General features: G+C 59.3%; 26 protein-coding genes. 6 read left to right on the plus strand and 20 right to left on the minus strand.

Going from position 1 to position 26,596, the window contains the following annotated elements:
• The first annotated feature begins 9 nt into the window (after window positions 1-9).
• Entirely contained in the window at window positions 10-825 is an 816-nt protein-coding gene (locus tag FIU92_RS06020; RefSeq protein WP_152457705.1) for a substrate-binding domain-containing protein, read from the plus strand.
• A 49-nt stretch (window positions 826-874) separates the two neighbouring features.
• Here the strand turns inward: FIU92_RS06020 and FIU92_RS06025 are convergent, their stop codons facing one another.
• The 11 genes from FIU92_RS06025 to FIU92_RS06070 all read right to left on the minus strand — a co-directional run bounded on the left by FIU92_RS06025 (window position 875) and on the right by FIU92_RS06070 (window position 10,436).
• Window positions 875-1,747: a helix-turn-helix transcriptional regulator gene (locus FIU92_RS06025; RefSeq protein WP_152457706.1), complete on the minus strand. Its 873-nt coding sequence runs from the start codon at window positions 1,745-1,747 to the stop codon at window positions 875-877.
• Entirely contained in the window at window positions 1,748-1,873 is a 126-nt protein-coding gene (locus FIU92_RS23115; RefSeq protein WP_256367494.1) for a hypothetical protein, read from the minus strand.
• 13 nt (window positions 1,874-1,886) lie between these two features.
• Window positions 1,887-3,149: a c-type cytochrome gene (locus FIU92_RS06030; RefSeq protein WP_152457707.1), complete on the minus strand. Its 1,263-nt coding sequence runs from the start codon at window positions 3,147-3,149 to the stop codon at window positions 1,887-1,889.
• Complete coding sequence (locus tag FIU92_RS06035) at window positions 3,150-4,346, minus strand: formate dehydrogenase subunit gamma (protein WP_152457708.1); 1,197 nt, start codon at window positions 4,344-4,346, stop codon at window positions 3,150-3,152. It abuts the gene before it with no gap.
• Between the two features lie 27 nt (window positions 4,347-4,373).
• Window positions 4,374-4,724 (minus strand): putative quinol monooxygenase, encoded by a 351-nt coding sequence (locus FIU92_RS06040; RefSeq protein WP_152457709.1) that lies wholly within the window; start codon window positions 4,722-4,724, stop codon window positions 4,374-4,376.
• A 111-nt stretch (window positions 4,725-4,835) separates the two neighbouring features.
• Complete coding sequence (gene fdh3B, locus FIU92_RS06045) at window positions 4,836-5,429, minus strand: formate dehydrogenase FDH3 subunit beta (RefSeq protein WP_010439472.1); 594 nt, start codon at window positions 5,427-5,429, stop codon at window positions 4,836-4,838.
• 12 nt (window positions 5,430-5,441) lie between these two features.
• Window positions 5,442-8,336 (minus strand): formate dehydrogenase subunit alpha, encoded by a 2,895-nt coding sequence (locus FIU92_RS06050; RefSeq protein WP_152457710.1) that lies wholly within the window; start codon window positions 8,334-8,336, stop codon window positions 5,442-5,444.
• Between the two features lie 105 nt (window positions 8,337-8,441).
• Window positions 8,442-8,630 carry a ubiquinol-cytochrome c reductase iron-sulfur subunit N-terminal domain-containing protein gene (locus tag FIU92_RS06055; protein WP_152457711.1) on the minus strand — a complete coding sequence of 63 codons (189 nt, stop codon included), beginning with the start codon at window positions 8,628-8,630 and terminating at the stop codon, window positions 8,442-8,444.
• A gap of 57 nt (window positions 8,631-8,687) precedes the next feature.
• Window positions 8,688-9,299, minus strand: a complete 612-nt coding sequence (locus FIU92_RS06060) for a molecular chaperone (RefSeq protein ID WP_152457712.1) — start codon at window positions 9,297-9,299, stop codon at window positions 8,688-8,690.
• Window positions 9,300-9,303: 4 nt separating this feature from the next.
• On the minus strand, window positions 9,304-9,885 hold the full coding sequence (locus tag FIU92_RS06065; protein WP_152457713.1) for a DUF3306 domain-containing protein: 582 nt from the start codon (window positions 9,883-9,885) through the stop codon (window positions 9,304-9,306).
• A complete protein-coding gene (locus tag FIU92_RS06070; RefSeq protein WP_152457714.1) occupies window positions 9,882-10,436 on the minus strand; it encodes a DUF3305 domain-containing protein in 555 nt (184 codons plus the stop codon). The genes FIU92_RS06065 and FIU92_RS06070 overlap by 4 nt, the downstream gene beginning before the upstream one ends.
• 262 nt (window positions 10,437-10,698) lie before the next feature.
• On the opposite strand from FIU92_RS06070, the gene FIU92_RS06075 reads away from it, so the two are divergent.
• Complete coding sequence (locus FIU92_RS06075) at window positions 10,699-12,651, plus strand: 4Fe-4S binding protein (protein WP_152457715.1); 1,953 nt, start codon at window positions 10,699-10,701, stop codon at window positions 12,649-12,651.
• Here FIU92_RS06075 and FIU92_RS06080 read toward each other — a convergent pair.
• Window positions 12,645-13,373, minus strand: a complete 729-nt coding sequence (locus tag FIU92_RS06080) for a cytochrome c (RefSeq protein WP_152457716.1) — start codon at window positions 13,371-13,373, stop codon at window positions 12,645-12,647. The two genes, FIU92_RS06075 and FIU92_RS06080, sit on opposite strands and share 7 nt — an antisense overlap.
• A gap of 122 nt (window positions 13,374-13,495) precedes the next feature.
• On the opposite strand from FIU92_RS06080, the gene FIU92_RS06085 reads away from it, so the two are divergent.
• From FIU92_RS06085 to FIU92_RS06095, 3 genes are read left to right on the plus strand one after another with little or no spacing between them, the layout of a single operon-like run.
• Complete coding sequence (locus FIU92_RS06085; RefSeq protein WP_152457717.1) at window positions 13,496-14,557, plus strand: Mrp/NBP35 family ATP-binding protein; 1,062 nt, start codon at window positions 13,496-13,498, stop codon at window positions 14,555-14,557.
• Window positions 14,554-15,252: a biotin/lipoate--protein ligase family protein gene (locus FIU92_RS06090; protein ID WP_152457718.1), complete on the plus strand. Its 699-nt coding sequence runs from the start codon at window positions 14,554-14,556 to the stop codon at window positions 15,250-15,252. The genes FIU92_RS06085 and FIU92_RS06090 overlap by 4 nt, the downstream gene beginning before the upstream one ends.
• Window positions 15,249-15,728, plus strand: coding sequence for a DUF6505 family protein (locus FIU92_RS06095; protein WP_152457719.1), 480 nt, complete (start codon window positions 15,249-15,251; stop codon window positions 15,726-15,728). The genes FIU92_RS06090 and FIU92_RS06095 overlap by 4 nt, the downstream gene beginning before the upstream one ends.
• Here the strand turns inward: FIU92_RS06095 and FIU92_RS06100 are convergent.
• From FIU92_RS06100 to acs, 8 genes are all read right to left on the minus strand, one after another.
• Window positions 15,725-16,225 carry a flavin reductase family protein gene (locus FIU92_RS06100; protein ID WP_152457720.1) on the minus strand — a complete coding sequence of 167 codons (501 nt, stop codon included), beginning with the start codon at window positions 16,223-16,225 and terminating at the stop codon, window positions 15,725-15,727. The two genes, FIU92_RS06095 and FIU92_RS06100, sit on opposite strands and share 4 nt — an antisense overlap.
• Window positions 16,226-16,313: 88 nt before the next feature.
• The gene (locus FIU92_RS06105; RefSeq protein ID WP_152457721.1) at window positions 16,314-17,726 is read right to left on the minus strand and encodes a PolC-type DNA polymerase III; all 1,413 of its coding nucleotides are present in this window, start codon (window positions 17,724-17,726) and stop codon (window positions 16,314-16,316) included.
• Between the two features lie 2 nt (window positions 17,727-17,728).
• Window positions 17,729-18,247: a hypothetical protein gene (locus tag FIU92_RS06110; RefSeq protein WP_152457722.1), complete on the minus strand. Its 519-nt coding sequence runs from the start codon at window positions 18,245-18,247 to the stop codon at window positions 17,729-17,731.
• A 27-nt stretch (window positions 18,248-18,274) separates the two neighbouring features.
• On the minus strand, window positions 18,275-20,098 hold the full coding sequence (locus FIU92_RS06115) for a DUF294 nucleotidyltransferase-like domain-containing protein (RefSeq protein ID WP_152457723.1): 1,824 nt from the start codon (window positions 20,096-20,098) through the stop codon (window positions 18,275-18,277).
• Between the two features lie 108 nt (window positions 20,099-20,206).
• The gene (locus FIU92_RS06120; RefSeq protein ID WP_152457724.1) at window positions 20,207-21,991 is read right to left on the minus strand and encodes a sodium:solute symporter family protein; all 1,785 of its coding nucleotides are present in this window, start codon (window positions 21,989-21,991) and stop codon (window positions 20,207-20,209) included.
• Window positions 21,992-22,006: 15 nt separating this feature from the next.
• On the minus strand, window positions 22,007-22,291 hold the full coding sequence (locus FIU92_RS06125) for a DUF4212 domain-containing protein (RefSeq protein WP_152459845.1): 285 nt from the start codon (window positions 22,289-22,291) through the stop codon (window positions 22,007-22,009).
• Window positions 22,292-22,472: 181 nt separating this feature from the next.
• Window positions 22,473-23,156: an adenylate kinase gene (locus FIU92_RS06130; RefSeq protein WP_152459846.1), complete on the minus strand. Its 684-nt coding sequence runs from the start codon at window positions 23,154-23,156 to the stop codon at window positions 22,473-22,475.
• Window positions 23,157-23,163: 7 nt separating this feature from the next.
• Complete coding sequence (acs, locus tag FIU92_RS06135) at window positions 23,164-25,128, minus strand: acetate--CoA ligase (protein ID WP_152457725.1); 1,965 nt, start codon at window positions 25,126-25,128, stop codon at window positions 23,164-23,166.
• Window positions 25,129-25,556: 428 nt separating this feature from the next.
• Here acs and FIU92_RS06140 point away from each other — a divergent pair, with 428 nt between their 5' ends.
• The gene (locus FIU92_RS06140; RefSeq protein ID WP_152457726.1) at window positions 25,557-26,573 is read left to right on the plus strand and encodes a C4-dicarboxylate TRAP transporter substrate-binding protein; all 1,017 of its coding nucleotides are present in this window, start codon (window positions 25,557-25,559) and stop codon (window positions 26,571-26,573) included.
• Window positions 26,574-26,596 lie beyond the last annotated feature (23 nt).

Below are 26,596 nucleotides of genomic sequence, written 5' to 3' on the forward strand. Positions count from 1 at the left end.
GAGAGAGTGATGTTCCGAAAAGCAATTCGGGCAGCGGCGGTGGCTTTGGGCCTGTTGACCAGCGCGGTTTCGGCGGAAGAGCCGTATATTGTGGTGCAGTCGACCACGTCCACACAGAACTCGGGACTGTTGGAATACATCCTTCCGTGGTTCGAAGCCGATTCAGGTATCGATGTTCGTGTCGTGGCGGTTGGAACCGGTCAGGCCATTCGCAACGCCATCAACGGGGACGGGGATGTTCTTTTGGTTCACTCCAAACCAGCCGAGGAGAAATTTGTTGCTGACGGTTGGGGCGTAGAGCGGAAGGATCTGATGTACAATGATTTCGTTCTGGTCGGCCCCAAGTCTGACCCTGCCGGAATTCGCGGCGGCGCCGATGTGTTGGCCGCGCTGTCGAAAATCGCCGAGGCCGAAGCGCCGTTTGCATCACGCGGTGACGACAGCGGAACACACAAGGCTGAACTGGGCTATTGGTCCGCAGCCGGGCTGGACCCTGCCGAAGCTTCGGGTACGTGGTATCGCGAGACCGGATCTGGTATGGGCGCGACGCTGAACGTGGCCAGTGGAATGGATGCCTATACGCTGACGGATCGGGCGACGTGGCTGTCGTTTGGGAACCGGGGAAATCTTGAGGTATTGGTCGAAGGGGATCCACGCCTGTTCAATCAATACGGCGTGATTCTTGTGAACCCTGACAAGCACGCGCATGTGCGAGCAGCTTCCGGCCAACGATTTATCGACTGGCTGACGGGGCCGGACGGGCAGGAGGCGATTGCGTCGTTCAGGCTGGACGGGCAGCAGGTGTTCTTTCCGAACGCCGACTAAGCCGGCCTGCGGCGGGCGCATCCCGACAAGGTAAAAGGCGGGTGAGGGCTCAACCGCTGGCACCGTTGTGGTGTATCGTGCCCAGGCCCGACAGGTCGTAGCCACCGAATTCACGGGCCCTTTGCGCAAATTGATCCGAGCGCAGCAGCGTTATCAGTTTCTGCATTGGCGGATCAAAATATGACCTGCGCCAAATCGCCAGATCCAGCCTCTCGGAATGGGTGGGGACGAAACCCAGGTTGTAAAGCCCTGCCAAAGCCCCCAGCCCAAAGCCGGCCTCGGCCTTTTCGCCGTGAAGGGCGATGGCCAGTTCCTCTTCGGTGCGTGCGCAGCCGGGGGTTGCGTCCAGATCGTCTCGGCTCATGCCATGGGCTTCCAGTTGGCTATCGAACAGGTGTTGGCTGGCCGCACTGTCCTGACGCATGATCACGCGGCGCGATTTGAGATCCTTGAACGATCTGATATCCGATATGCCCGGGGCAAGAAGCAGCCCGCGCTTGCGTCGGGCGATTTCGTACAACACCACCGGCCCTTCGCCCAAGGCGTCCCGCAGGGATTTTTCGTTGAACCCTCCGTCTTCGTGGATATGCAACACGGCCGCCTGTGCGCTGCGTTCGCTCAGCCGTGTCAGCCCGTCAAAGGAGCCGTCGTAATAGGTGGCAAGCCCCGATCCGCTTTCACGCAGCGCCCAGTCCAACAGAGGATCATGGCTGCCTGCTACAATCGGAGGCAGGGGCGGTTCGGCGACCTGCGGACCGGATCGCGACGCGTTGAGCCAAGCAATGATCTCGGCCCGCGGGAACAGCAGCTTGCCCATGGCGCGAACACAGGGCACCTCGCCCGAGGAGGCAAGATCATAGGCTTTGCGCTCGCCGATGCGCAGCAAATCGGCCAGTTCGCGGGTGGTCAGGTATTGCGACATTCAGTCGAGGCGCACGGCAGAGCCGGACGTGGCGTCGGCGGCGGTGAAACCGATCCGATCCAGCACGGCAGGGGCTGCCACTGCAATGACGACCATCGCGGCGACCGCGGCAAGAAAGGCTTTCATGGTCTCCTCCAGTTCAGTTCCGGGCACCCGTTGCGCGGCGCAGAAAAGCAATAAGATCCTGACGATCCTGAGCTTGTGTAATTCGCTGCATCGGCATCTTGGACCCCGGAATGTAATGGTCAGGCCCTTCGTCGAAAAGAGCATTTATCGTTTCGTCATTCCAAATGATATCAGAGCCTTGCAGCGTATCCGAGAACAAATATCCCGGTAACGTGCCCGCGCGTCTGCCGAAAACCCCGTGCAAGGAGGGACCTGCGCGGCGCCGGCTGTCGGGGGTGAGACTGTGACAGATCGAGCATTTCCGCGCGAACTGACGCTCACCATTGTCCATCTCGTCGGGGTTTTGCAAAAAACTCGGCTCGGCAGAAGCCATCTGTTGCCGGTTGGACAAGGCGTTGACCGGCCAACTGTACATGGCCTCGTCGATCCCGCCAGCATGGATGTTTTCACCATCGACCGAAAAGGCCAGGGCCCAGACTGGCCCCCGCAACGTTGCACGAAAGTCCTGCGCGATGCGCCAGTCCGAGGTATCGATGACCATGATATAGCCTTCGCCGTCACCAACGGCCAGAAACCGACGATCCGGGCTGAGCGCCATGGCAAGGATCGGACGACGATCCAGAGTGAAATCGCGTTCTTCACCGGTGGAAAGGTCCAGAATTCGGGTCACTCCGTCAACGGCACCGTAAGCGATCCAGTTGTCCTGTTCATTCAGGACCAATTCGTTGATGCCGAACCCGTGTTCGATGAGCCGGATGATCTCTTGTCCAGTCGAGATATCCCAAATGCGCAGCGACCCATCCATGCTTGCTGAATAAAGCTGTGTGTCGTCAGAAGAAAACACCACGGCATTCACACCGCTTCCGGTCGGTCCAAGAGTTGTGGGCGCGGCTCCGTTCACGGGCCAAATCCCAATCGTTCCGTCCCAACTGGCGGTTGCGACGTGGGTCTTGGATGCTGCCAGACCCACGATCTTGCCCTGATGTCGCCCAACCACGTCGCCACCGGGCCACTTGCGCAGGGTGAAGTCATCTCCGGCCGAGTAGATGGCCGTGCCATTGAAGGCAACGGCGTTCACGGCGGCTTCATGACCTTCCAGCCATTCGGGGGTCCGATCAGCCCACAGTCCGACGGAATTGTCGAAACTGGCTGTTGCGATACGCCCGTCCGGGGCTGTGGCGATCCCCATGATTGGGCCGCCGTGTCCCTTGAGTGTGAAGAATTCGGCCAAGGCGGGCAGAGGGATCAGCGCCAGGGCCAGAACCAGCCCCCGCATCTATTCAGCAGGCGAGGCGGCGGTTTTGCCTGCCTCTTTTTCCTGAACTTCTTCCAGCCACAAAGAGTGGTGTTCACGGGCCCATTGTTCTTCGACCTCGCCGGTGCCCATGGCGTCAAAGGCGCCCTCCATTCCGACAGAGCCGAGATAGATATGCGCCACGATGATCGCAATGAACACATAAGCAACCATCACGTGCCAGACCTGGGCATATTGCATTTCTTCCTGCGGCGACATCTGCTCCGGCAAGTTCAGGCCCATCATTTGTGGAATACCGGTCGCATTGGCGATCTGGAAGGTTTTGGCAAACAAGGGCATCTCGAATGGGAACAACAGCGACAGACCCGACAGGCTGATGGAGACGCCCAGCAGGATGCAGGCCCAGAATATGATCTTTTGACCGGCGTTGAACTTCTTTGCCGGTGGGTGGCTGTTCTTGGTGAACAACCCGCCACCTGCGGCCAGCCATTTCAGATCGACGCGGTTGGGGATGTTATGGGCAATCCAGTTTACCGTGACGATGATCAGGCCCAGCATGAAGGCCCAGGCCAGATTGTTGTGCAACCACTTGCAGCCCTGTGCGAGGGCCGCAAAGCCCTCTTTCCCGAAAACCGGGATCAGGTAGTCGCGGCCATAAAGCGTCAGCAGGCCCGTGACGCCAAGGATCAGGAACGACCCGGCAAACAGCCAGTGGCCGAACCGCTCGAACCCATTGAAACGCGTGACCGTGCGGCCGGTTTTCTCACCATCGATGCGAATTTTGCCTCGGATCAGGAAAAACAACAGGATGATGCCCAGCATCCCGGCAACGATATAGGTGCCGTATTCGCGCAGCGGTCCGGTGCGGAAGGTCAGCCACCACATGCCGCCATCCTGAATCAGCACGCTGTCTGCCGGACCATGAGAAGACACCGTCACATCAGCCGAGCCATAGCGCAAAGCGCGATACACGTCACTGTCCGAGGCCACACCGCGCGTGCCAAGCTGACCCAGCAACCCCTCGGCATTGCCCTGACCTGTGTTCTCGGAACGATAGCTGTTGTCGACGGTTTCACCACGCTGCCGGGCGAGAATGTCTTCCAGGGTTGTTGCTCCGCCGGTCGAGGTGCGCTCATCTGCCGTGGGTTCAGAGGTCTCTTGCGCCCATGCGGCTCCGGTCAGAAAAATCGAAACCAGCAGATACTGGATCAGACGCATAGGGGTATCCTCCTGTGCAATTTCATATCAGCGGTCAAACCCGCCAATTTGCTGGTGAAAGACGGCGCCGACCGGTGCGAGCGCTTCGCGAAGATCATCCTTGGCCGGACCATACACGTCCAACCCCACTGGCGTCAGAAGGGCCAGAAACCGTTCAGCGAAGTTAGCACCAAAATTTTGCATATGTATCATGGCATCTTCGGAACTAGCATAGCGTTCATAGATATAAACAGCCGAACCGGTCATGTGCCATTCATAGCTTCTGGCGCCGGTTTCTTGCAGCGTGGCCGCGACCATTTCCGCCATAAGCGCTTCGAACTCATCCTTTTTATCCAGATCGAGGTCAAGCTTCAGCAGCCAGTAAACATGATTGGTCATGCGCGCCTCTCAAATTTGTTTGCTGTGACGTTGCAGGAAACGGATCCCCGATCACATCACCTGAAAAGCCCCCCGCAAAGGGCGGGAGGCTGTTTTGTCAAAAGCCCGATTTCAACCGTCTTTCTGGTCGTAGGCCGTGCCCCAACCCCAGGCGCCCGAGCCGAAACCGCGCGCCACGACGCGCTCACGGTAAACTGCGGAAACCACGTCGCCGTCACCGGCGAGCAGGGCCTTGGTGGAACACATTTCGGCGCAGATGGGCAGCTTGCCCTCGGCGATCCGGTTGCGACCGTATTTGGCGAACTCTGCGGTCGAGTGCGTTTCCTCGGGGCCGCCGGCGCAGAAGGTACATTTGTCCATCTTGCCGCGCGATCCGAAGTTACCCGCCTGTGGATATTGCGGCGCGCCGAAGGGGCACGCATAGAAGCAATAGCCGCAGCCAATGCACAGGTCCTTGGAGTGCAGGACGACCCCTTCTTCGTTCTGATAGAAGCAGTCGACCGGGCACACCGCCATGCAGGGCGCATCCGAACAATGCATACAGGCGACCGAGATCGAGCGTTCGCCCGGGTTGCCGTCATTGATCGTCACCACCCTGCGGCGGTTGATGCCCCACGGCACCTCGTGTTCGTTCTTACACGCGGTTACGCAGGCGTTGCACTCGATGCAGCGTTCAGCGTCGCAGAGAAACTTTGCTCTAGCCATTAATCGTCCTCCTTACGCTGCCCAGATCTTGCAGAGAGTCGCCTTGGTCTCCTGCATCTGGGTTACTGAATCATAGCCGTAGGTCTGGGCGGTGTTGGTACTTTCACCCAGCACATAGGGGTCTGCACCTTTGGGGTATTTCTCCCTGAGGTCCTCGCCCTGGAAATGGCCGCCGAAGTGGAACGGCATGAAGGCCACGCCGGCACCGACCCTGTTGGTCAGCATCGCCATCACCTTGACCTTGCCGCCCTCGGGGCCTTCGACCCAGACCTGTGATCCGTCCCGAATGCCAAGGTTGTTGGCATCGCGCGGATTGATCTCGACGAACATGTCCTGCTGAAGCTCGGCCAGCCACGGATTGGACCGGGTTTCGTCACCGCCGCCTTCATATTCGACCAGACGACCAGACGTGAGGATTATCGGGTAATCCTTTGAAAAGTCGTTCTTCTGGATCGATGCATAAAGGGTGGGCAGGCGATAGGCCTGACGGTCCTCGTAGGTGGGATAGTCCGCCACCAGATCGCGCCGATTGGTGTAGAGCGGCTCGCGATGCAGTGGGATCGGATCCGGGAAGGTCCAGACAACCGCGCGGGCCTTGGCGTTCCCGAAGGGCGCACAGCCATGTGCGATCGCGACCCGCTGGATGCCGCCGGACAGGTCGGTTTTCCAGTTGGTCTTTGGTCCGGCCACGGCGTCGATGGCCGCGCGTTCCTCGGCCGTCAGATCACCGTCCCAGCCAAGATCCATCAGCATCTGCATCGTAAACTCTGGATAGCCATCCTGAATTTCCGATCCAACGCTATAAACCCCTTCGGCCAGCAGGTTGTCGCCGTCGCGTTCCACGCCGAAACGGGCACGGAAGGTCAGGCCGCCTTCGGCCACCGGTTTGGACATGTCATAGAGGTTTGGTGTCCCCGTATGACCCATCTCCGGCGTTCCCCAGCAGGGCCAGGGCAGGCCATAATACTCGCCGTCGTTTGGTCCACCAATGGCTTGCAGTGTGGTTCTGTCGAACGTGTGCTGGTTGGCCATATGGCTTTTCAGACGTTCCGGCGACTGACCGGTATAGCCGATGGTCCAGAGGCCCGAGTTGAACTCACGCGTGATGCTTTCAACATTCGGGGTTTCGGGATCTTCCATCTCGATATTGCGGAAGAACCGATCCGCCCAGCCGAATTTGTTGGCGAACTTGGCCATGATGACCTCGTCCGGCAGGCTTTCGAACAGCGGATCGACCACCTTGTCGCGCCATTGCAGCGACCGGTTCGAGGCCGTGACCGAGCCACGGGTTTCGAACTGCGTACAGGCGGGCAACAGGTAGACGCCATCGGTACGGTCATGCAAAACGGCGGAAACGGTGGGATACGGGTCGATCACGACCAGCATGTCCAGCTTTTCCATCGCCGTCTTCATTTCCGTCATCCGGGTCTGCGAGTTGGGCGCGTGGCCCCACAGAACCATGGCGCGGACATTGTTGTCCTGATCCATGTTGGCCGGGTCTTCCAGAACACCGTCAATCCAGCGAGAAACAGGAATGCCGCGCTCGTTCTGCAGCGGTTTGTCCTTGCCGTCCTTGTCCTTGATCGTGGCGAATTGACCGGCCAGCCATTCAGGTTCTTCGCCCCAGACACGGGCCCAGTGACCCCATGCGCCTGCGGACAGGCCATAATAGCCGGGCAGGGTATGGGAAAGAACACCAAGGTCCGTTGCGCCCTGAACGTTGTCATGACCGCGGAAGATGTTGGTGCCACCACCCGAGGTTCCCATGTTGCCCAGTGCAAGCTGAAGTACGCAGTACGCGCGGGTGTTGTTGTTGCCGTTGGTATGCTGCGTCCCGCCCATGCACCAGACAACCGTTCCGGGACGGTTGTTGGCCATCGTGCGGGCAACCCGCTTCAACTGCGACCCCGGAGTGCCGGTGACACGTTCCACCTCATCCGGGTTCCACTTGGCAACTTCTTCGCGGATCTGATCCATGCCCCAGACACGGGTGCGGATGAACTCTTTGTCTTCCCAACCGTTGTCGAAGATGTGCCAGAGGATACCCCAGATCAGCGCAACGTCCGTGCCGGGGCGGAAACGGACATATTCATCCGCGTGCGCCGCAGTGCGCGTAAAGCGCGGGTCGCAGACGATCAGCGGGGCGTTGTTCTGCTCTTTTGCGCGCAGAATATGCAGCAGCGAGACGGGATGCGCCTCGGCCGGGTTGCCGCCGATGATGAAGATCGCCTTGCTGTTGTGCATGTCGTTGTAGCTGTTGGTCATGGCGCCGTAGCCCCATGTATTCGCAACGCCCGCAACAGTGGTCGAGTGGCAGATCCGGGCCTGATGGTCCACGTTGTTCGTGCCCCAGTAGGCGGCGAACTTGCGGAACAGATAGGCCTGTTCGTTGTTGTGCTTGGCGGAACCCAGCCAGTACACGCTGTCAGGCCCGGATTCTTCGCGGATGCTCATCATGCCGTCGCCGATCTCGTTGATCGCCTCTTCCCAGCTGATGCGCTTCCACTCTCCGCCTTCCTTTTTCATCGGATATTTCAGGCGGCGCTCGCCATGGGCGTGCTCGCGAACGGCGGCACCCTTGGCACAATGGGCGCCCAGGTTGAACGGACTGTCCCAGCCGGGCTCCTGCCCGATCCAGACGCCGTTCTGAACTTCGGCAACCACCGTGCAACCGACCGAACAATGCGTGCAGACGGACTTGATGTTCTCGACAGCCGTGTTGGCTGCGGTCTGGGCGCTGGCTGGCGTCACGGTTCCACCCGTGGCGCTGATCGCGGCAAGGCCGCCGATCGTCAGGCCCGAGCCACGCAGGAATGCGCGGCGATCGACGGTTTTCTCGCCGACCTGGGACAGGATACTTGTCCGCTGGGGGCGTCTCGCAACCCCGTTGGTCTTTTTCCTAAGCATTTGTTTCCTCCCTTGCGCGCCGTGTATGCCACGGCTGGCTTGGTACTGCTGAAGCCGACGTCGGGGCCAATCGCAACCGTCAGTCGGGTGTGAAAACGTCCGATCCTAGAACCGGGTGCTTTCGATGTAGGCGCGTGTATGCGCGGTATCCTGGATGCGGGTATCGTCTGTCGGCGCTTCGGCCGCTTCGGCTTTCCCAGTCAGGCTGGCGGCGGCAACAGCAGCAGGCGCTGCGGTTCCGGCCAGTTTGAGGAAGTCGCGGCGTGTGGTGCCTTCTTCCTTGGTCTTGCTCATGGGCTCCTCCTGTCCCAATTGCGGTTTGGTGCCCACGGGGCACCGGCGATTTGCGGGCTACCCCGCTGTCATCCGGAACGCTTCGCGCTCGATCTCCATGAATACCCGACCGGCGGTGCCGACGGATGCATAGAGAACCGAGTTTTCAGCAGCTTCCAAATCCGAATAGAAATGTGCGGCCCATGGGCCGATATGTTTGCTCCAGAACGCTTTCTGGTCTTCAAGCGATGCCGGGCTTCTAAAACGCCCAACGATCATGCCTGCCATCATCTCCATCAATGAGGCGATGTTGTCCTCGGGCTCGAACACGTTCTGGGCGCGTGTGATCCCACGCACCGCCATGTCATTGCGGAGCTGCGCAAGAGGTTTCTCGTTCAGAAAACCCGTGAGGTAGAAGCTGGCATATGGCAGCAATTCGCCCCGACCCAAACCGATGAACAATGCATTGAATTCCCGCTCCGCGGCGGCGGGCTTGGTGACCTTTGCAACCCGCGCCATGGCTTGGATGGCCTGACCAAGATCTGTGTCATCCCCGCTGAGGCCCGCCATTTGATCCAGCAGCATCTGGTCGGGTGGACCGGCCAGCAGCAAGCCCAGAAAGTTGTAGAAATCCGCGCGCAGGCGATCCTCGGCTGAAACGTCCAGAGTGTGCGCGTCACTTGCGGTCATTCGGTCATCCTTCAAATTCAAATGTCATTCGACGTGGCGCCGGGGGAAGGTCGATTTCTTCCGGCTCGTCCGCGCGGGCGACGGAAACCGGCTCGGGCCCGGGATCGGGTTCGACCGGCGCGGCCTCGGGTTCAGCGCGCGTATCGGCTTCGCTTTCAGCAGCATCGTCTTTGGCCTCTTCCGCGTCGGCCGCCAGTGCTTCGATATGTGCCAGCATGCCCTTTCCAACCTGATAGGCGGTTTGCATGTTTTCGATCACGCAGGCCGCATCGGTGTAGTCCTCGCCGTAATCAACCAGCCCGTCGACATTGGCCAGAACCGGGTTCAGCCGCCACAGCCGACGCAAGGCACGTCGGCGCAGGCGATCGGGCACGGCCTTGGCCATGAAGCCCGAAACATCGTCGCCGGGTTGCAGGGTCTCTGGGTCGGGAAGGTTGAACTCGGCAAGGATCTCGGCGTCATCCTTTTCTTCCAGCTCCGCTTGCCGTTCTGCGATCACCTGTTCTTCAAGGGCCAGTGCCTCGGCCTTGGCTTCGGCCTGAACGGCGGCCTTTCGGCGAGACCAGAAATCATCGGGCCGGTTCATTGCAGCGCCTTTCTCGGGGCGCGATACACGTCCGACGTCTGCCGGATACGAGCATCACCCTTACCGTCTTCAACCAGATCTGTCCGCTTCTTGTCGCGGCGGCGCTTGACGAACACTTCGTGCTGATGGTGTTTCAAAGTAAAATCGCGAACCCAGGCAATCAGCCCTTCGGTCATCGGGATCTTCTCGACAATTTCTTCACCGGTATCCGCGTAATCCTGTCCCTCGAACGGAGAGGCGGTGATCAGAACTGCATTCAGGGGAGTTTCGCCTTTCAGTTCGTCCCGCAGCACAAGGTACAGCGAAGGCTGCCCATCCGACAAGTTAACCATGTAGGCTTCGGTTTCATCCGCCCAGAGCGTCAGGGGCAAGGTGGCCGCGTGATACTCGACAGCATCGCCTTCGCGGCGCAGTTCCTGCCAGTCGGCCGGCCCCGCGCCGGGTAAAAGGGCCACAGCGCGCCAGTTCCACCGGGCCCACCGTGTGACCCCGGGTGTCTTGCGCACGATGACGCCAACCGGCATTTCAGTCTGGCTTGCGGCCTTGGCCACTGGCTCCTCCCCGAAAGGCTCTCCCCTGCCTTTCCAAGTCCACTATGGTACACAAACTGGCTGTGTGCCAAGCCTAAGCTCTACGACTTTGGTCGTAGTCCAGGGTAGCAACTGCGTGAGCAGGCCTGTGAATGCTTGTGTTTCGTGGCAATTATTGCCGAAATTCAACCCTATGCAGGAAACGCGGCAAGGGGTTGAAGTTGCTTTCCCGGGGGTACAGCCTAGTGTGCATGGAACCGGGGCGGTTGCCCGAGGAGAGGATATGGCCACGAAACTACTGCTATGTGATTGCGCCGGAACACAGGCAATCGATCCGGACAAGATCGAAAGCGCCTGCGGCGTTGCCTGTTCCAAGTTGCATACCGCGCTTTGTACCGATGAGTTGCAGTCCGCCGCCGCCTTGATGAAAGAAGGTGATACCGTCATCGCTTGTGCGCAAGAGCATGACGTTTTCCGGTCACTGGCCGAAGACCTGAATATCGACGTGCCCGGATTTGTCGATCTGCGCGATCGGGCCGGGTGGTCAGACCAAGGTGCGGATGCGACCCCCAAGATGGCCGCTTTGGCGGCCGAGGCCGTTCTGGCGCAACCGGTCACACCCAGCGTGGATGTCTTCAGTGAAGGCACCTGTTTCATCATCGGACCCGGTGCGGTGGCCTTTGATCTGGCAGAGCGTCTGGCGGAGTCGTTGGCAGTGACCGTCATGACGACCGATTTGTCAGAGCCTCTCTCGCGCGCCTATGACGTGGTGCGGGGGCAGCTTCGTTCGGTTTCCGGTGCGCTTGGTGGGTTTTCGTTGCGTCTGGACGCGCTTCAGCAGGTCGTGCCCGGTGGGCGCGGCGCGTTTGCTTGGACCGATCCAAAGGACGGTGCGCTTTCTTCGTGTGACATTGTCATCGATCTGGCAGGAGAAACGCCCTTTGTTCAGGCCCCGGACAAGCGCGAAGGCTATCTGCGGGCTGATCCCAGGGATGCGGTTTCCGTGGAACGTCTGGCTTTTGAAGCCGCGCAATTGGTGGGGACATTCGAAAAGCCACTTTATGTGCGGGTGGAAGAAACCCTGTGTGCCCATTCCCGGGCCGAGCAGGTGGGCTGTACCAACTGTTTGGATATCTGCCCAACCGGTGCGATTTCCCCGGCGGGCGAGCATGTGGCGATTGACCCGATGGTATGTGCAGGCTGTGGTGCTTGCGCCGCGCTGTGCCCTTCAACGGCCATAACCTACGAAGACCCACCTGTTTCGGCGCTGTTGTCGCGGATGCATATTCTGGCCCGTACCTATCGACGGGCCGGCGGCACCGCGCCTCGGTTGCTTGTCCATGACGCCCACGGGGCCGAAATGATCCGGTTGGCGGCGCGTTTCGGACGTGGATTACCTTCGGACGTGATCCCATTGGAATTGAATGTGATATCTGGCTTTGGCCATGCCGAGATGCTGGCTGCTCTGGCGCATGGGTTCGCGCGGGTGGACGTGCTGTTGGCACCGACGACCGAACGCGAGGCGTTGAACCGGGAGCTTGAATTGGCACATGCCATTGCAGGCCCCGAGGGTATAGGCCTGATTGACGAAACAGACCCCGATGCGATGTCCGATCTGCTGTACGGGCAAGCGGTGCCCCGGCCTTTGTCCGATCCGGTTCTGCTTATGGGCAATCGCCGGCAAATCGCGCGGCTGGCAGCACAGGCGCTGAACCCGCAGGCTGAATCGCCTTTGCCGCTGCCCGAAAATGCGCCTTACGGGGCGGTTGCAGTGAATACCGACAGCTGCACCCTGTGCCTCAGCTGTGTGTCGCTGTGCCCATCCGGTGCGTTGATCGACAATCCGGACAAGCCGCAATTGAACTTCCAGCAAGATGCCTGTCTGCAATGCGGGATGTGCAAGACCATATGCCCCGAGGATGCGATCACGCTTGTTCCACAACTTGATCTCAGCGATGCGGCCCTGTCACAGCAGGTTCTGAACGAAGAAGAACCTTTTGCCTGCGTGGAATGCGGGGCATTGTTCGGCGTGAAGTCCACGGTTGAGCGGATCATGGAGAAGCTGTCGGGCACGCATCCGATGTTCGCGACGTCGGATCAGGCGCGGATGATCCAGATGTGTGACAATTGCCGGGTGAACGTGCAGTTCCAACAGCAAGACAATCCTTTCCAGTCAAAGCCCAAGCCTCGGGTCGTCACGACCGAGGATTACTATTCAGACAGAAAGGATCACTGAAGTTTCAGGGGTGCGCCCAGATCCGCAGCGTCGATGCGCGATACGAACGCCAGGATCGCGTCAAGATCGTCCAATGTCATCTCAACCGGGTGAATAGGAGACGGGCGTTCGGGATCGAAAGGCGGTGTCAGACCGTCGATCTGTGTGAATGCGGGGTGGGGGTTCAGGGCGAAAAACGCTTCGAATCGCTGCGACCAGTCGGGCATTGCGCGCAGAACGGCGAAAGAGGGCGTCGACCCCAGGCCATTCATGCGGTTCCTTGGCCCGATGACATGACAGCGCCCGCAATGGGTCATCGAAAGTTCTTCGCCAAGTTGGGTGTCGCCTTCAACGATGTCACCGGACTCAACCACGGCAATATCAAAACTGGCAGAGTAGGGCCCTCCGTCTGCCGGGGCAAAGCTTTCCACCGTGCGCTTGCCGATATCCGATTTCAGCCATTCAAGAAAACGGGTCTGGCGGTCGTTGTCTTCGATACGCAGGTGATAGATCACGTCGTTGCGGGCAAAGACCGGATCACCGGGCGGCGCGGTTTCCAGCACCATGACCCCGGCGTCGTCTGCAATAACACGGATCCCGGTCTTGAGAGAGAAGCGAGGAAGGATATGTTGCAACAGGCCGGAGTCTTTAACCTCTGCCGGGGCCGCAAGGCCAATCGCCTCTTGTGACCAAGAGGGGGTGGCAGAGAGCGTCAGGCTCAGGCACAAGAGGACAAAGCGCATGGCTCAACGTAACTTCGCGGGGCGGGATGCGTCAAATGTACAGACAAAGACGGAGACACGTGCAATGAGCGGCGAGTCGATACGCACGCCCCTGTCAGCAGGGCGGATCAAGGGGAACAAGCATGAGTGTTCGTGACGCGGTTCTGGCGAACCTGAAAAAGATCACCGACCCGGTTTCCGGGCAGGACATCGTAAGCGCAGGCATCGTGCGCGCCTTGAATGTGGAAGGCGACACGGTACGCTTCGTGCTTGAGGTCGACCCGAAATATGCGGAAAAGATGGAACCCGTCCGCGCCACGGCTGAAAAGGCCGCTCAGATGGTGGAAGGCGTGGCAAATGTTTCGGCCTTGATGACCGCGCATTCCGACAAGGCACCGCCGGATCTGAAACCGAAACCAAAGCCATCGCAAACCGGGCCGCAGGCAGTGCCGGGTGTGGATCGGATCATCGCCGTTGCGTCCGGCAAGGGTGGGGTTGGCAAATCCACCGTTTCGGCCAACCTTGCCTGCGCATTGGCTGCGGAAGGCCGGCGTGTAGGTCTGCTGGATGCGGATGTTTACGGGCCGTCGCAACCCCGGATGTTGGGTGTCTCGGGTCGTCCGGCCAGCCCTGACGGCAAGACAATCCTGCCGCTGCGCAACCACGGGGTAACCATGATGTCGATGGGTTTGATGACCAACGAAGGTCAGGCGGTTGTCTGGCGCGGGCCGATGCTGATGGGTGCGCTGCAACAAATGATGAGCCAGGTGCAATGGGGCGCGCTGGATGTTCTGATCGTCGATCTGCCGCCCGGCACCGGTGACGTGCAACTGACGCTGAGCCAGAAGTTCCAGGTGGATGGTGCCATTGTCGTCTCAACGCCGCAGGACGTGGCCCTGATTGATGCCCGCAAGGGGATCGACATGTTCAACCAGCTCAAGACACCCATTGTCGGGATGATCGAAAACATGTCCACGCATATCTGTTCGAACTGTGGGCACGAAGAACATGTTTTCGGTCATGGTGGTGTCAAGTCCGAGGCAGAGGCGTTGGGCGTGCCGCTGCTGGGTGAAATCCCCTTGCATCTGGACATCCGCGTCGCCGCCGACGGAGGCGCGCCCATCGTGGTCAGCAAACCTGACAGCCCGCAGGCCGAGGCATTCCGCAAGATCGCCCGCGACATGATCGCCAAAGGCAACGCATGAGCCAGCCGGTTTTCCCACCCTTGCTGACGGGCCACTCGGTTCAGGGTGGGGAAGACCCGTTCGAGCGCGCGCAGGCCATGGCTGCGCTGGGCTGTGATGCGGGGACGGTTGTCTACAATATTCAGGCGGATTTCCTGCGCGTGGCAATTGTTTTTGCCCCCGAGGTGCCATTGCAGGATGCGGTGGCGATGCTGCCGCTTTGTGCTGTGGGATTTCAGAACGCGCTGGGCGCTTTGGCCCCGCCAGAGGTTGCGGTGCATCTGGGTTGGGATGGTCTGATTTGCGTGAACGGGGCGCGGTGCGGCCGGTTCCGCGCGGCTGCGTCAACATCAATGCCCGAGGAAGAGCCGGACTGGCTGGTCGTCGGTTGGGAGCTGACGCTGTTGCAAACAAGTGATGCGCCGGGTGAAACCCCTGATATCACCGCGCTGTACGATGAAGGCTGTGCCGAGGTTTCTGCAACGCAGCTGGTGGAAAGCTGGTCACGACACATGTTGACCTGGCTCAACCGTTGGCAGGAGGATGGCAACGCGTCCTTGCACGCCGAATGGATGGGCCTGCTGCGCGGCGTGGGCGAACCGCTGATCGACGGTGGCGTATTCCTTGGAACGGATGAACGTTTCGGGATGCTGATCCGCGACGGGGCCGACACGCATCTGCGCCCACTAACTGACTTGTTGGAGAACCGAGAATGAAACTGGCCCGAGCGATCCATTTCGACGAAAGCGACATGAACGTGTTTCATTCCCCGGCGCGCACCGGAGAGTGGTGCGTTTCGGGCGGGTTTGAGTTTTCCAACTGGGGGCAGGGCGATCTTGAAGGCAAGGCTCGACAGGCATTTGCGAATGGCTGGCTGGGGTTGGAAACCTTTGGTCGGGTGACTTTTGTCGCCGTGACGCAGATCGAAGCCTCAGAGAAAGATCAGATTACGCATAACCTGGCCGAACATTTTGTGCAGTTCTATGGCGCACCCTCGGTCGAGGCCGCATTGGGCGTTGCGCAAGCTGAAATCGACCACATGTCAGAGTTGTGCGAAGACCATCCGGCCAACACGCTGTTGACCGTCGCAAGGGAACTGACAGAGACAGGCGTGCACGAAGCCTTTCGCGTGATCACTCCGCAGGACGCGGAACTGGAAGCGTTGGCCGTTCACGGGTCGCTGGACGATTAGATCAGGTCGACAAACCCGCCGAACTGCCCGCGTTTGAAGATCAGCCCTTTGCCGGTGCGATACATGACCTGATCTACCTGACCCACGATGATCAGATGATCCCCGGCGTCATGACGGGCATGAAGGCGGCAATCGAACCGGGCCAGACACTGGGCCAGATGTGGACGCCCGGCCTCATCCTCGGTCCAGTCCGCATGTGAGAAATCCGCCCCATCGCGTGCAAACCGCAACGCCTGATCCTGCTGATCCTGCGCCATGACGTGGATCGAATAGAGATCACAGGTACTGAACGTATCAAATCGGAACGATTCCTTGGCCAGACACCACAGGACCAGTGGCGGATCCAACGAGACTGAGGCAAATGAATTCACCGTAATGGCACGCGGGCCATTGTCGGATTGCGCGGTAATCACCGTGACACCGGTGCCGAAGCACCCCAGCGCTTCCCGAAAGGCGGGGCTTTGATCCGGGGTCGGTCTGAAGGTCTTTTCGGTCATCGCGCGCTTAATCCTTGGCCGCGCATCAGGTGCCATGCGTGGCCCGGATTGTCCATGAAAAGCTGACTGCCGGGTGCAATTTGTGCCGTCAGTTCATATCTTCCAGCAAACGACCGTGTTTGCGGGTTTCCATAATCACTTCGCCAAAGGTTGTCAGACCGCGGGCTTGCAGGATCGGCAGCATCTTGATCAATGCCTCGGCCGTGGCAACCGCGTCGCCCAGTGCGGTATGGCGCAACGTTTCGGGGATCGTGATTTCCAGCCGTTCACACAAGGCATCCAGTGTGTGCGTATCGCTTGCCCCGAACAGCACCGCAGACAGCAAAACCGTGTCGAGTATCGGATGATCCCACTCGACACCCATCCGTTTGGCATGGCGGCGCAGGAACGCCATGTCGAACGGGGCATTGTGCGCCACGATCACCGCGTCGCGCGAAAACTGATGGAATACGCGCCCGGCTTCGGCAATATCGGGCGCCCCCTGAACCATGCGATCGCTGATCTTGTGTACTTTGGTCGAGGCCGGGGGAATCGGAATGCCGGGATCAACCAGCATGTCCAGATGCTCGCCCTGAACGATTTTGCCATTCAGAACGCGTACTGCGCCGATCTGCACGATCTCATCCTTGTGAGGTAGCAAACCGGTTGTTTCCGTGTCGAAAACCACGAAACACAGATCCGACAGGGGGCGGTTCTCGAACGCATCATCCCCCGGTGTATTGAGAAGTTCGAAATCATAGACCAGCGGGCGGGCATCGTCCGGTGACATATGTGTCGCGCTGTCTTCGAAGACAAGCATATATCCGGGTGCATCCCCCAAGGGTTTCATCCGGGCGGAATAGGTCTGCCGCCCGTCCACGCTGGAGAGGGTGCAATAGACGTCCTTTCCGGTTTTGCACATCTTGGCATATGCGTCCGTCAGGCCGGTGGCTTCGAGATATTCAAAAAGAGATGCGTTCAGACGAGGATGCGCGATCTGGGCAAGAACCTCGGCGGCCTGACCGTCGTACAGAACGATCTGATGTTTCGGACTGGCCAGCAGCATGGCCACCGGGATTTCCGTCAGCAGCGCGGTCAGGCGCTGTTTTTCTGCGGCCAGATGCGCGGTTTCGGCGGCTACGGCCTCGGCCGTGCGCATGGCGTTCGAGGCCAGTTGTTCCGCCAATCCCGCCGCAGCCGGGGCAAGATCGCCCAGATACCGCGCGGCCTGCATGTCTAGGTCGGTGCTTACACCGGCATGTGCACGGGCACGCAACTGGGCGGAAAGCCGTTCGATCGGTTTGGCGACGTTGTCGTCGAACAGCAGCCAAACCCCCGCGACCAGCGCCAGAAATCCAAATCCGATCAGGATTTCGGCAAAGACGAAATCATTCAGCAGCCCGGGGTTTCCCGCGCGGGAATAGGTGATCCAGAGAGCGGTGGCGCTGATGGCAACCCCGCCCAGGGCGAGGAGGCAGAAGAACAGAAAAATCCTGAGCCTCAAACTCAATCCGGTCAGCATGATCACACCCCGCAAGTGGCTGCGATGACGGGGTCATTGGTTCCGGCTGCAATCCAGTCAGCGTTCACCAGACGCCCGTCCTCGGCAAATTCGGCACCATCCGCCAGGTTGGCGCGGCGGCCTTCTGCACAATTCACGGCCACCGGCAGTTTCGAAACCGGAGCCCAGCGGCCAAAGAAGTAAAGATCGACAAGCCGTTGTTCCGGAACGTTTTCGTTTGTGCGCACCGATACGGTGTCGATTGCGGCAAACCGGTCAACGAACGGCACCGCGTAGGTCCAAGGACGATAAAACGCGCGGCTTTCGACCTCTTGCACGATGGTCATCTCTTCCGGCAGTTGGTCGCGCGTGCGATCGTACCAGGAATATTCGCTGGTGATGGTCATCGCGATCATTCCAAGACCGGCCGCAACCGGCGTTGTCCATTTTGGCAAACGCCCTCCGGTCAGCTTGTTCAGCAGAAGAACGATGCCGGCACATGCGACCCCTGCGAAAATCGTGCCGATCAGTTCCAGAAACATGTGGTCTCTCCGTTGGTCAGTCGCATGTCAGCCCAGCATTCCCTTGCCGTGGCCAACTGCCGATTGCATCGTTTTTACCACCACGAAAGCATCACGCAGATGACTTCGCTCAAAGTCCGACAATTCAGACGGTGGCAGGTAGTTGTCGGGCATCGCTCCGGATTTAACCAGCCGCACCTGATGCTCCAGCCGGGTTTCAGCGATCAGATCATAGGCGTCCAGCAAGTCACGCGCACCAGAAGGGCTGAGCACGCCACTGGCCTCGGCTGCTTTCAGACGGGCGCGGGTGTTGGCCTCGGTCAGCTCGCCTTGCAGTGCGTAGATGCGCGCCAGATCGACGACGGGCACAACTCCGTTGTGTTTCAGATCCAGCGTATTGCGATGCTCGCCCGAGCGGATCGTCGCGAAACCGCGCAGCAGGCCCAGGGGGGGCGTGTGCTTCAGCGAGTTCGAAATCATGTGTGCGACGAAGATCGAGTTTGCCCTGGCCACTGCCAGAGTGTCCGCTTGCAGATCGCCAAACAACTCAAATGCGCCGCCGATGGGGCGCAGGTCGAACATGACCGAGGCCAGCATCTGCGCCTCGGGGTTTGGCTTAGCAATCCAGCCTTTGAAATAGTCGCGCCAGACACGAACCGGCTGGCACCAGCGCGGATTGGTCGCCATCATGTCGCCGGGGCAGTAAAAGTACCCGCAGACGTCCAGCCCGTCAGAGACGAATTTGGCCAGTTTGGTGAAATAGGACATATCGGCGTCGGTGACGCTATCGTCCAGCATCAGGCAATTGTCCTGATCCGATACGCCGGTTTGTTCTTGCCGTCCCTGTGAGCCGCAGGCCAGCCACAAATAGGGTACAGGTGGCGGACCCAGTTCAGATTCGGCCAATTTCAGCAGGCGGCGGGTAACCGTGTCTGCAATATCGGTGATCAGCCGCGTGACAATCTCGTGTCGGTTCCCGCCGGCAACCAACTGAACCAGCAACTGCGGAATTTCCGCCGTCACCCTCGCCATCTCTTCGGCACTGTCAGCCTTTGCGATCCGACCAACCAACTCGGCCGAGTTGACGGCCTGATAGCGGGTCAGATCGGTCTGCGTCACGATCCCGACCAGACGACCGCCTTCGGAAACAGGGATATGGCCAATGCCGCGCTCCATCATGATATGCAGAACGTCCGAGCCGATATCGCTGGGCGACAGCGTCACGGGATTTGCAGTCATGATTTCGGAAATCCGTGTGGTTGCGGGCAACCCGTCCGCAACATATTTGCCCGAAATGTCCCGCAGGGTGGCGATACCTTGCAACTTCTCTCCATCTGTCACGCATAGCGACGAGATGTGTTTGTCGCGCATGATCCGTGCCGCTTCCTGAACTGTCGTGTCCGCAGGGCAGGTGGCGGGATCGCGCGCCATCAGAACGTCAATCGAACTGGTCGCAAGGCTTTGCGGGCCGCTGCGACCTCCACGGGTTCGATTGAAGAATTTGGCGACGACATCGTGGTTGTCGATCAAACTGCGCACCAAATCCGGTGGTAGAACCATCAGGACCGACGGCGTATGAGCACGGGCTTTGGTGGCGGCTTTGCCGTCTTTCAGCAGGCCTCTCTCGCCGAAGGAGTTGCGCAGCCCCAGATGAGAGACGATGGCCCCGTTCTCATCAGTAATCTCAACCTGTCCTTCGTAGATCAAGAACACCCCGGGCAACTTGTGACCCAACTCATAGACAGAAGCGTCCTCCTCAACTTCCCAGACCTCGATCTGTTTGACGATCTGATCCAGGGCGTCGGAAGGCAACACGTCATAGGGGTGAACGGATTTCAGAAACCGGGCAATTTCATCATGGGACAGGGGCATGTGTTGTCTCCGGTGTTCTGGTTAAAAAATCCCGCCCAGTGGTGTGCCGGGCGGGAACAGTGGATCGAAAGACGCGGTCGAAGGCAAGAACCAACGACCGCATCAAGCTCACTTATTCTGAGCTGCGCCCGCACCACGGGGAATGCGCACACTTTCGACCAGATCTTTGATCTCCTGCGGGGTCTCTTTGGTCATGCCTGCAACAACGTAGGCAACCGCAAAGTTGATCATAGCACCGATTGCGCCGAACGAGGTCGACTTGATCGGACCCAGCAGCGGGTCTGCATCAGTGAATGAGTTGGTGCCCGGAATGAACAGCCAGCCCTTGTGCAGGAAGATGTAGACCAAGGTCACAACCAGACCAGCCAGCATACCCGCAACCGCGCCGGTGTTGTTGATGCGGGTCGAGAAGATCCCCATCATCAGCGCCGGGAAGATCGAGGCCGCCGCCAGACCGAAGGCCAGGGCCACGGTTTGCGCCGCAAATCCGGGTGGGTTCAGGCCAAGGTAGGTTGCAACAACGATGGCTACCGCCATTGCGATACGCGCAGCCAGCAGTTCACCCTTTTCAGAGATTTGCGGGTTGATCGCACCTTTGACAAGGTCGTGGGACACCGCTGACGAGATCGCCAGCAACAAGCCCGCAGCGGTTGACAGAGCAGCCGCAAGACCACCGGCAGCGACCAGACCGATCACCCAACCCGGCAGGTTGGCGATTTCGGGGTTGGCCAGAACCAGGATGTCACGGTTGAACTTGGTCAGCTCGTTACCGACCCAGCCTTTTTCTTCCGCGATGGTGGCCATCGCTTCGGACTTGTCGTTGTAGTACTGGATCTTGCCGTCGCCGTTCTTGTCTTCCCAATCCAAAAGACCGGTTTTCTGCCAGGTTTTCATCCAGTCATAGCGCGGATCGGTGTCGATTTCCTCGACTGAGACAGCGCCACCTTCGATGCCGCCATTGGGCCACATCATGTCGGTGATGTTCAGACGTGCCATTGCGCCAACCGCAGGGGCGGTCAGGTACAGCAGAGCGATGAAGACCAGAGTCCAGCCAGCCGACCAACGTGCGTCAGAGACTTTCGGCACGGTGAAGAAGCGCATGATGACGTGCGGCAGACCCGCAGTACCGATCATCAGCGACAGGGTGAACAGCACCATGTTCAGCGTGTTCGAGTGGTGGGCCGTGTATTCATTGAAACCCAGCTCGGTCACGATGGCGTCCAGCTTGGTCAGAAGGGGCTCACCACTGGCGGTGTCACCAAACAGACCCAGGGCAGGGATCGGCGTGCCGGTCAGCTGCAGCGAGATGAAGATTGCCGGGATGGTGTAGGCTGTGATCAGCACGCAGTACTGAGCAACCTGGGTGTAGGTCACACCTTTCATCCCGCCAAACACCGCGTAGGCAAAGACCACACATGCACCGATCAGCAGACCGGACGTGTTAGACACCTCGAGGAATCGGCCAAAGGCCACACCCACACCGGTCATCTGACCGATCACGTAAGTCACCGACGCAACGATCAGGCAGATCACGGCAACGACACGCGCGGTCTGGCTGTAGAAACGGTCGCCGATGAATTCCGAGACGGTGTATTTGCCGAACTTACGCAGGTAGGGCGCAAGCAGCAGTGCCAGCAGCACATAGCCACCGGTCCACCCCATCAGGAAGGTCGAGTTGTCATAGCCGGTGAAGGCAATTAGGCCCGCCATCGAGATGAACGAGGCCGCAGACATCCAGTCTGCCGCTGTCGCCATACCGTTGGTGACCGGGTGAACGCCGCGACCGGCGGCGTAGAACTCCGATGTGGAACCCGCGCGGGCCCAGATCGCGATGCCGATGTATAGCGCGAATGATGCGCCAACAAACAGCAGGTTGATGGTAAACTGATCCATAATCCCCGCTCTCCCTTATTCTTCGTCCACGCCGAATTCGGCGTCCAGCTTGTTCATGCGCCAGGCGTAGTTGAAGATCAGCACCAGAAACACCAGGATCGATCCCTGTTGTGCGAACCAAAAGCCCAGATCGGTTCCGCCTACGGCAATCCCCGACAGCAACGGACGCAGCAGAATGCCGAATCCAAACGACACCAGCGCCCAGATCGCGAGGCTGATGTAGATGAGGCGCAGGTTGGCCTGCCAATAGCCCTTATCGGACTCGGCAGTCTGCGCGGAGTTTGTTGAATGATCCGCCATCGCGGGTTCCTCCTTCGCTTCCTCGTTGGACGGCCCGATGCCCACATCCTCCAGTGCGTCGGACCGCTTCTCACTTGCGCCAGACGCCATGTGACGTCAGGCAAAACTCCTCCAGTCCGCCAAAGCGGTCCTTTGAAGTATTCTGTTTGGGATCAGAGCCTTGCGGCCCTAAATCCACCCCCTATTTCATGACTTCGTCAACGATCCCTTCAAGGTCATTGGCAATGTCTTCGATCCTGCCCATGGCGTTTGTACGCTGCAGCACGCCCTGACCGTCATAGTAGGCGATCAGTGGTGCCGTCTGCGCGTGGTACGCTGCAAGGCGCGAGGCCACCGTTTCGGCATTGTCGTCGGCGCGGCGCTTGAATTCGGTATGGCCACACTTGTCGCATTTGCCTTCTTCGGCAGGCTTCTTGAACTGGTCATGGTAGCCTTCACCACAGCCGGCGCAGGTGTAGCGGCCCGAAATACGGGTCACCATCTCCGCGTCTTCCACCTCGAGGCTGATCGCGGCGTTGATCTTCTGGTTGTTCGATGCCAGCAGGCTGTCCAGCGCTTCGGCCTGAACCGTCGTGCGCGGGAAACCGTCCAGAATGACGCCTTTGGCGCAATCCGGCTGTGCCATGCGGTCGCGCAGGATGGCGATGACGATCTCGTCGCTTACCAGATCGCCGGCTTCCATAACGGCTTTTGCCGCTTTGCCGGCTTCGGTTCCGGCCGCGACCGCTTCGCGCAGCAGGTCACCGGTGCTGAGTTGTACAAGTCCGAATTTCTCTTCCAGCATCCGGGCCTGAGTGCCCTTCCCGGCACCCGGAGGGCCGAGAAGGATGAGAACGGCGGGCGTGGTGATCGTGGCAGCGTCCATCATACCCTCACTTGTTCGCACGGTTTTCGATCAGGTCTTCGACCACCGACGGATCGGCCAGTGTCGAAGTGTCGCCCAAGGATCCGAAATCGTTCTCGGCGATCTTGCGCAGGATACGGCGCATGATCTTGCCCGAGCGCGTTTTCGGCAGGCCGGGTGCCCACTGGATCACATCCGGGGATGCAATTGGACCGATCTCGGTGCGGACCCATGTGCGCAGCTCTTTCATCAACTCGTCCGAAGGCTCGCGATCATTCATCAACGTGACATAGCAATAGATGCCTTGCCCTTTGATTTCATGAGGGTATCCAACCACGGCAGCCTCGGCCACTGCAGCATGTGCAACCAGCGCGCTTTCCACCTCGGCGGTGCCCATGCGGTGACCGGACACGTTGATCACGTCGTCTACACGACCGGTAATCCAATAGTCGCCATCTTCGTCGCGGCGGCAGCCGTCACCCGTGAAATAGTAGCCTTTGTAATCCGAGAAATAGGTTTTCTCGAACCGCTCATGATCGCCCCAGACGGTGCGCATCTGGCCGGGCCAGCTGTCTTTGATACACAGAACGCCCTCGACACCGTTGCCTTCGATTTCAACACCGGATTGCGGGTCCAGAACCACCGGTTCGATGCCAAAGAACGGCTTCATGGCCGATCCGGGTTTCATCGCATGTGCACCGGGCAGCGGCGTCATCAGGTGGCCGCCGGTTTCGGTCTGCCACCAGGTGTCGACGATGGGGCATTTGCCTTTGCCGACAACCTCGTTGTACCAGGTCCAGGCTTCGGGGTTGATCGGTTCACCCACGGTGCCCAGAATGCGAAGATCGCTGAGGTCGCATTTTTCGACAAACTCATTGCCCTGACCCATCAGTGCGCGGATCGCAGTGGGGGCGGTGTAGAATTGGTTGACCTTGTGCTTTTCACAGACCTGCCAGAAACGCGAGGCGTCGGGATAGGTGGGTACGCCTTCGAACATCAGCGTGGTCGCGCCATTGGCCAGCGGGCCATAGACGATATAGCTGTGCCCGGTGACCCAGCCCACGTCAGCGGTGCACCAGTACACGTCACCTTCGTGATAATCGAATGTGATCTCTTGCGTCATCGAGGCGTAAACAAGATACCCCCCCGTGGTGTGCACAACGCCCTTGGGCTGACCGGTCGAACCTGACGTGTAAAGGATGAACAACGGATCTTCGGCGTTCATTTCGGCTGGGGCGCAATAGTCGTCAGCCTCGAGCGCCATTTCGTTGTAGTCAAAGTCGCGACCGTCGATCCAGGTGGTCTGACCGCCGGTGCGCTTGACCACAAGGCATTTTACCGTGTCTTTGCAGTGCAGCAGGGCGGCGTCTGCGTTGGATTTCAGCGGCGTTTTGCGGCCGCCACGCGGTGCTTCATCCGCAGTGATCACGACCTTGGCGTCGCACCCGTTGATGCGCGCGGCCAGAGCGTCGGGCGAGAAGCCCGCAAAAACGATCGAATGAATTGCGCCGATCCGCGCACAGGCCAGCATGGCATAAGCGGCTTCGGGGATCATCGGCAGATAGATGACCACGCGATCGCCCTTGCGCACGCCAAGGGATTCCAGAATGTTGGCCATCCGGCAGGTGCGGCGGTGCAATTCTGCGTAAGAGATATGCTGGGCCGGGTCATTCGGATCATCCGGCTCCCAGATGATCGCGGTCTGGTCGCCGCGGGTTTTCAGATGACGATCCAGGCAGTTGGCCGACACATTCAACGTGCCATCGGCATACCAGTTGATCTTGACCGAGCCAAACTCGTAACTGACGTCCTTGACCTGGGTGAAGGGCTTGATCCAGTCGATGCGCTTGCCTTGCTCGCCCCAGAACGCGTCGGGGTCGCTGATTGAGGCTGCGTACATGTCAGCATACTTTGCCGCATCGACATGCGCACGAGCGACAGTTTCTGCGGATGGCGGATAAGTCTTGGCATCTGCCTGGGCAGCGGTGGTCATCTTTGAGGCTCCTCCCTCTGGACTGGATTGCTTGTGGATTTTTTGCCTGTCATTCAGGCAATGTCGATCCTGTTCCTCCCCAAGTTTGAATATTACCGCGTTCTGAAAATAAATAAATAAATTGGTGTAATCCTTGGATTTCTTTGTAAAGAAATTTCAACAATATGGCCAAATCTGTAAAAAAATCGGCAAAAGAATCACTAAAATATAACAAAAACAGCCACTTAAAAGTAACGAGAATTGAGGGCGCTGTGTGTCAATTGTGGTTGCAACGACAGGTGACCTCAAGGCTTCTGTCGTCTTGGGTCGTTTCTGGGGCTTATTCTGCAAAATACGCAAATCCCGGTGAGGGTTGGCACAATCGAATGTTGGCGCTAGCTTGATCGGCAAGCGCCTCGGTAGGGGGCGCACCTATGGGAGACGATACTATGAAAAAGATGTTGAGCGGTGCCGCAGTCGCCGCCCTTGGCGTTGCTTTTGTGACCGAAGCCGCGGCGACAGAATGGAACGCATCCGTCTGGGGCAAGCGCCGCGCCTTTACGGAACATGTTGAAAAGCTGGCCGAACTGGTCAGCGAAAAAACCGGTGGCGAATTCACCATCAATGTCAGCTATGGCGGGTTGTCCAAACCCAGGGAAAACCTGGACGGGATCGAAATCGGCGCCTTTGAGATGGCGCAGTTCTGTGCCGGCTATCACCGCGACAAGAACCGGGCGATCACCGTTTTGGAACTGCCGTTCCTGGGTGTGAACAACCTGCAGGAAGAAGTTGCGGTAAGCCATGCGGTATACGACCATCCGGCGGTCAAGGAAGAGATGGCGCAATGGAACGCCCGCGTCATCATGACCTCGCCAATGCCGCAGTATAACCTTGTCGGCACGGGCGAGCCGCGGGATGAACTGGCTGAATTTGACGGAATGCGGGTCCGGGCGACCGGTGGCCTTGGTCAGGCCTTCGAGGCGGTCGGAGGGGTGCCGACATCGGTTCCGGCGACCGAAGCCTTCAATGCGATGGAATCGGGCGTCGTCGACACCGTGGCCTTTGCCCAGCACGCGCACCTGTCATTCGGAACGATCAACGAAGCGGACTGGTGGACCGCCAACCTGAATCCGGGAACGGTGAACTGCCCGGTTGTCGTCAACATCGATGCCTACGAGGCCCTGCCAGCCGAACATCGTGAAGCTCTGGACAGCTCGATTGACGAGGCGATCGATCACTACCTGGCGAATTACGGCGGCTTGCTCGAACAATGGGACAGTGTCCTTGAAGAAAAGGGTGTCCAGAAGGTCATGATCGACGAAGCGGTAATTGAAGAGTTCCGCACAAAGGCCGCTGATCCGATCCGTGAAAAATGGATTGCGGACATGACCGCACAGGGCCTGCCGGCGCAGGACCTTTACGATCTTGTCCAGACGACGCTGAAGCAACAGCGCGGCGGCAACTGATCCATAAGGCTGGGTGCTTTCAA

Origin of the sequence: Ruegeria sp. THAF33 (assembly GCF_009363615.1) — a bacterium.
In the GTDB taxonomy this organism is placed as follows: domain Bacteria; phylum Pseudomonadota; class Alphaproteobacteria; order Rhodobacterales; family Rhodobacteraceae; genus Ruegeria.

Coding starts and splice junctions, on each gene's coding strand:
- FIU92_RS06020 (WP_152457705.1), top strand. CDS start 10: ATGTTCCGAAAAGCAATTCGGGCAGCGGCGGTGGCTTTGGGCCTGTTG.
- FIU92_RS06025 (WP_152457706.1), bottom strand. CDS start 1,747: ATGTCGCAATACCTGACCACCCGCGAACTGGCCGATTTGCTGCGCATC.
- FIU92_RS23115 (WP_256367494.1), bottom strand. CDS start 1,873: ATGAAAGCCTTTCTTGCCGCGGTCGCCGCGATGGTCGTCATTGCAGTG.
- FIU92_RS06030 (WP_152457707.1), bottom strand. CDS start 3,149: ATGCGGGGGCTGGTTCTGGCCCTGGCGCTGATCCCTCTGCCCGCCTTG.
- FIU92_RS06035 (WP_152457708.1), bottom strand. CDS start 4,346: ATGCGTCTGATCCAGTATCTGCTGGTTTCGATTTTTCTGACCGGAGCC.
- FIU92_RS06040 (WP_152457709.1), bottom strand. CDS start 4,724: ATGACCAATCATGTTTACTGGCTGCTGAAGCTTGACCTCGATCTGGAT.
- fdh3B (WP_010439472.1), bottom strand. CDS start 5,429: ATGGCTAGAGCAAAGTTTCTCTGCGACGCTGAACGCTGCATCGAGTGC.
- FIU92_RS06050 (WP_152457710.1), bottom strand. CDS start 8,336: ATGCTTAGGAAAAAGACCAACGGGGTTGCGAGACGCCCCCAGCGGACA.
- FIU92_RS06055 (WP_152457711.1), bottom strand. CDS start 8,630: ATGAGCAAGACCAAGGAAGAAGGCACCACACGCCGCGACTTCCTCAAA.
- FIU92_RS06060 (WP_152457712.1), bottom strand. CDS start 9,299: ATGACCGCAAGTGACGCGCACACTCTGGACGTTTCAGCCGAGGATCGC.
- FIU92_RS06065 (WP_152457713.1), bottom strand. CDS start 9,885: ATGAACCGGCCCGATGATTTCTGGTCTCGCCGAAAGGCCGCCGTTCAG.
- FIU92_RS06075 (WP_152457715.1), top strand. CDS start 10,699: ATGGCCACGAAACTACTGCTATGTGATTGCGCCGGAACACAGGCAATC.
- FIU92_RS06080 (WP_152457716.1), bottom strand. CDS start 13,373: ATGCGCTTTGTCCTCTTGTGCCTGAGCCTGACGCTCTCTGCCACCCCC.
- FIU92_RS06085 (WP_152457717.1), top strand. CDS start 13,496: ATGAGTGTTCGTGACGCGGTTCTGGCGAACCTGAAAAAGATCACCGAC.
- FIU92_RS06090 (WP_152457718.1), top strand. CDS start 14,554: ATGAGCCAGCCGGTTTTCCCACCCTTGCTGACGGGCCACTCGGTTCAG.
- FIU92_RS06095 (WP_152457719.1), top strand. CDS start 15,249: ATGAAACTGGCCCGAGCGATCCATTTCGACGAAAGCGACATGAACGTG.
- FIU92_RS06100 (WP_152457720.1), bottom strand. CDS start 16,225: ATGACCGAAAAGACCTTCAGACCGACCCCGGATCAAAGCCCCGCCTTT.
- FIU92_RS06105 (WP_152457721.1), bottom strand. CDS start 17,726: ATGCTGACCGGATTGAGTTTGAGGCTCAGGATTTTTCTGTTCTTCTGC.
- FIU92_RS06110 (WP_152457722.1), bottom strand. CDS start 18,247: ATGTTTCTGGAACTGATCGGCACGATTTTCGCAGGGGTCGCATGTGCC.
- FIU92_RS06115 (WP_152457723.1), bottom strand. CDS start 20,098: ATGCCCCTGTCCCATGATGAAATTGCCCGGTTTCTGAAATCCGTTCAC.
- FIU92_RS06120 (WP_152457724.1), bottom strand. CDS start 21,991: ATGGATCAGTTTACCATCAACCTGCTGTTTGTTGGCGCATCATTCGCG.
- FIU92_RS06125 (WP_152459845.1), bottom strand. CDS start 22,291: ATGGCGGATCATTCAACAAACTCCGCGCAGACTGCCGAGTCCGATAAG.
- FIU92_RS06130 (WP_152459846.1), bottom strand. CDS start 23,156: ATGGACGCTGCCACGATCACCACGCCCGCCGTTCTCATCCTTCTCGGC.
- acs (WP_152457725.1), bottom strand. CDS start 25,128: ATGACCACCGCTGCCCAGGCAGATGCCAAGACTTATCCGCCATCCGCA.
- FIU92_RS06140 (WP_152457726.1), top strand. CDS start 25,557: ATGAAAAAGATGTTGAGCGGTGCCGCAGTCGCCGCCCTTGGCGTTGCT.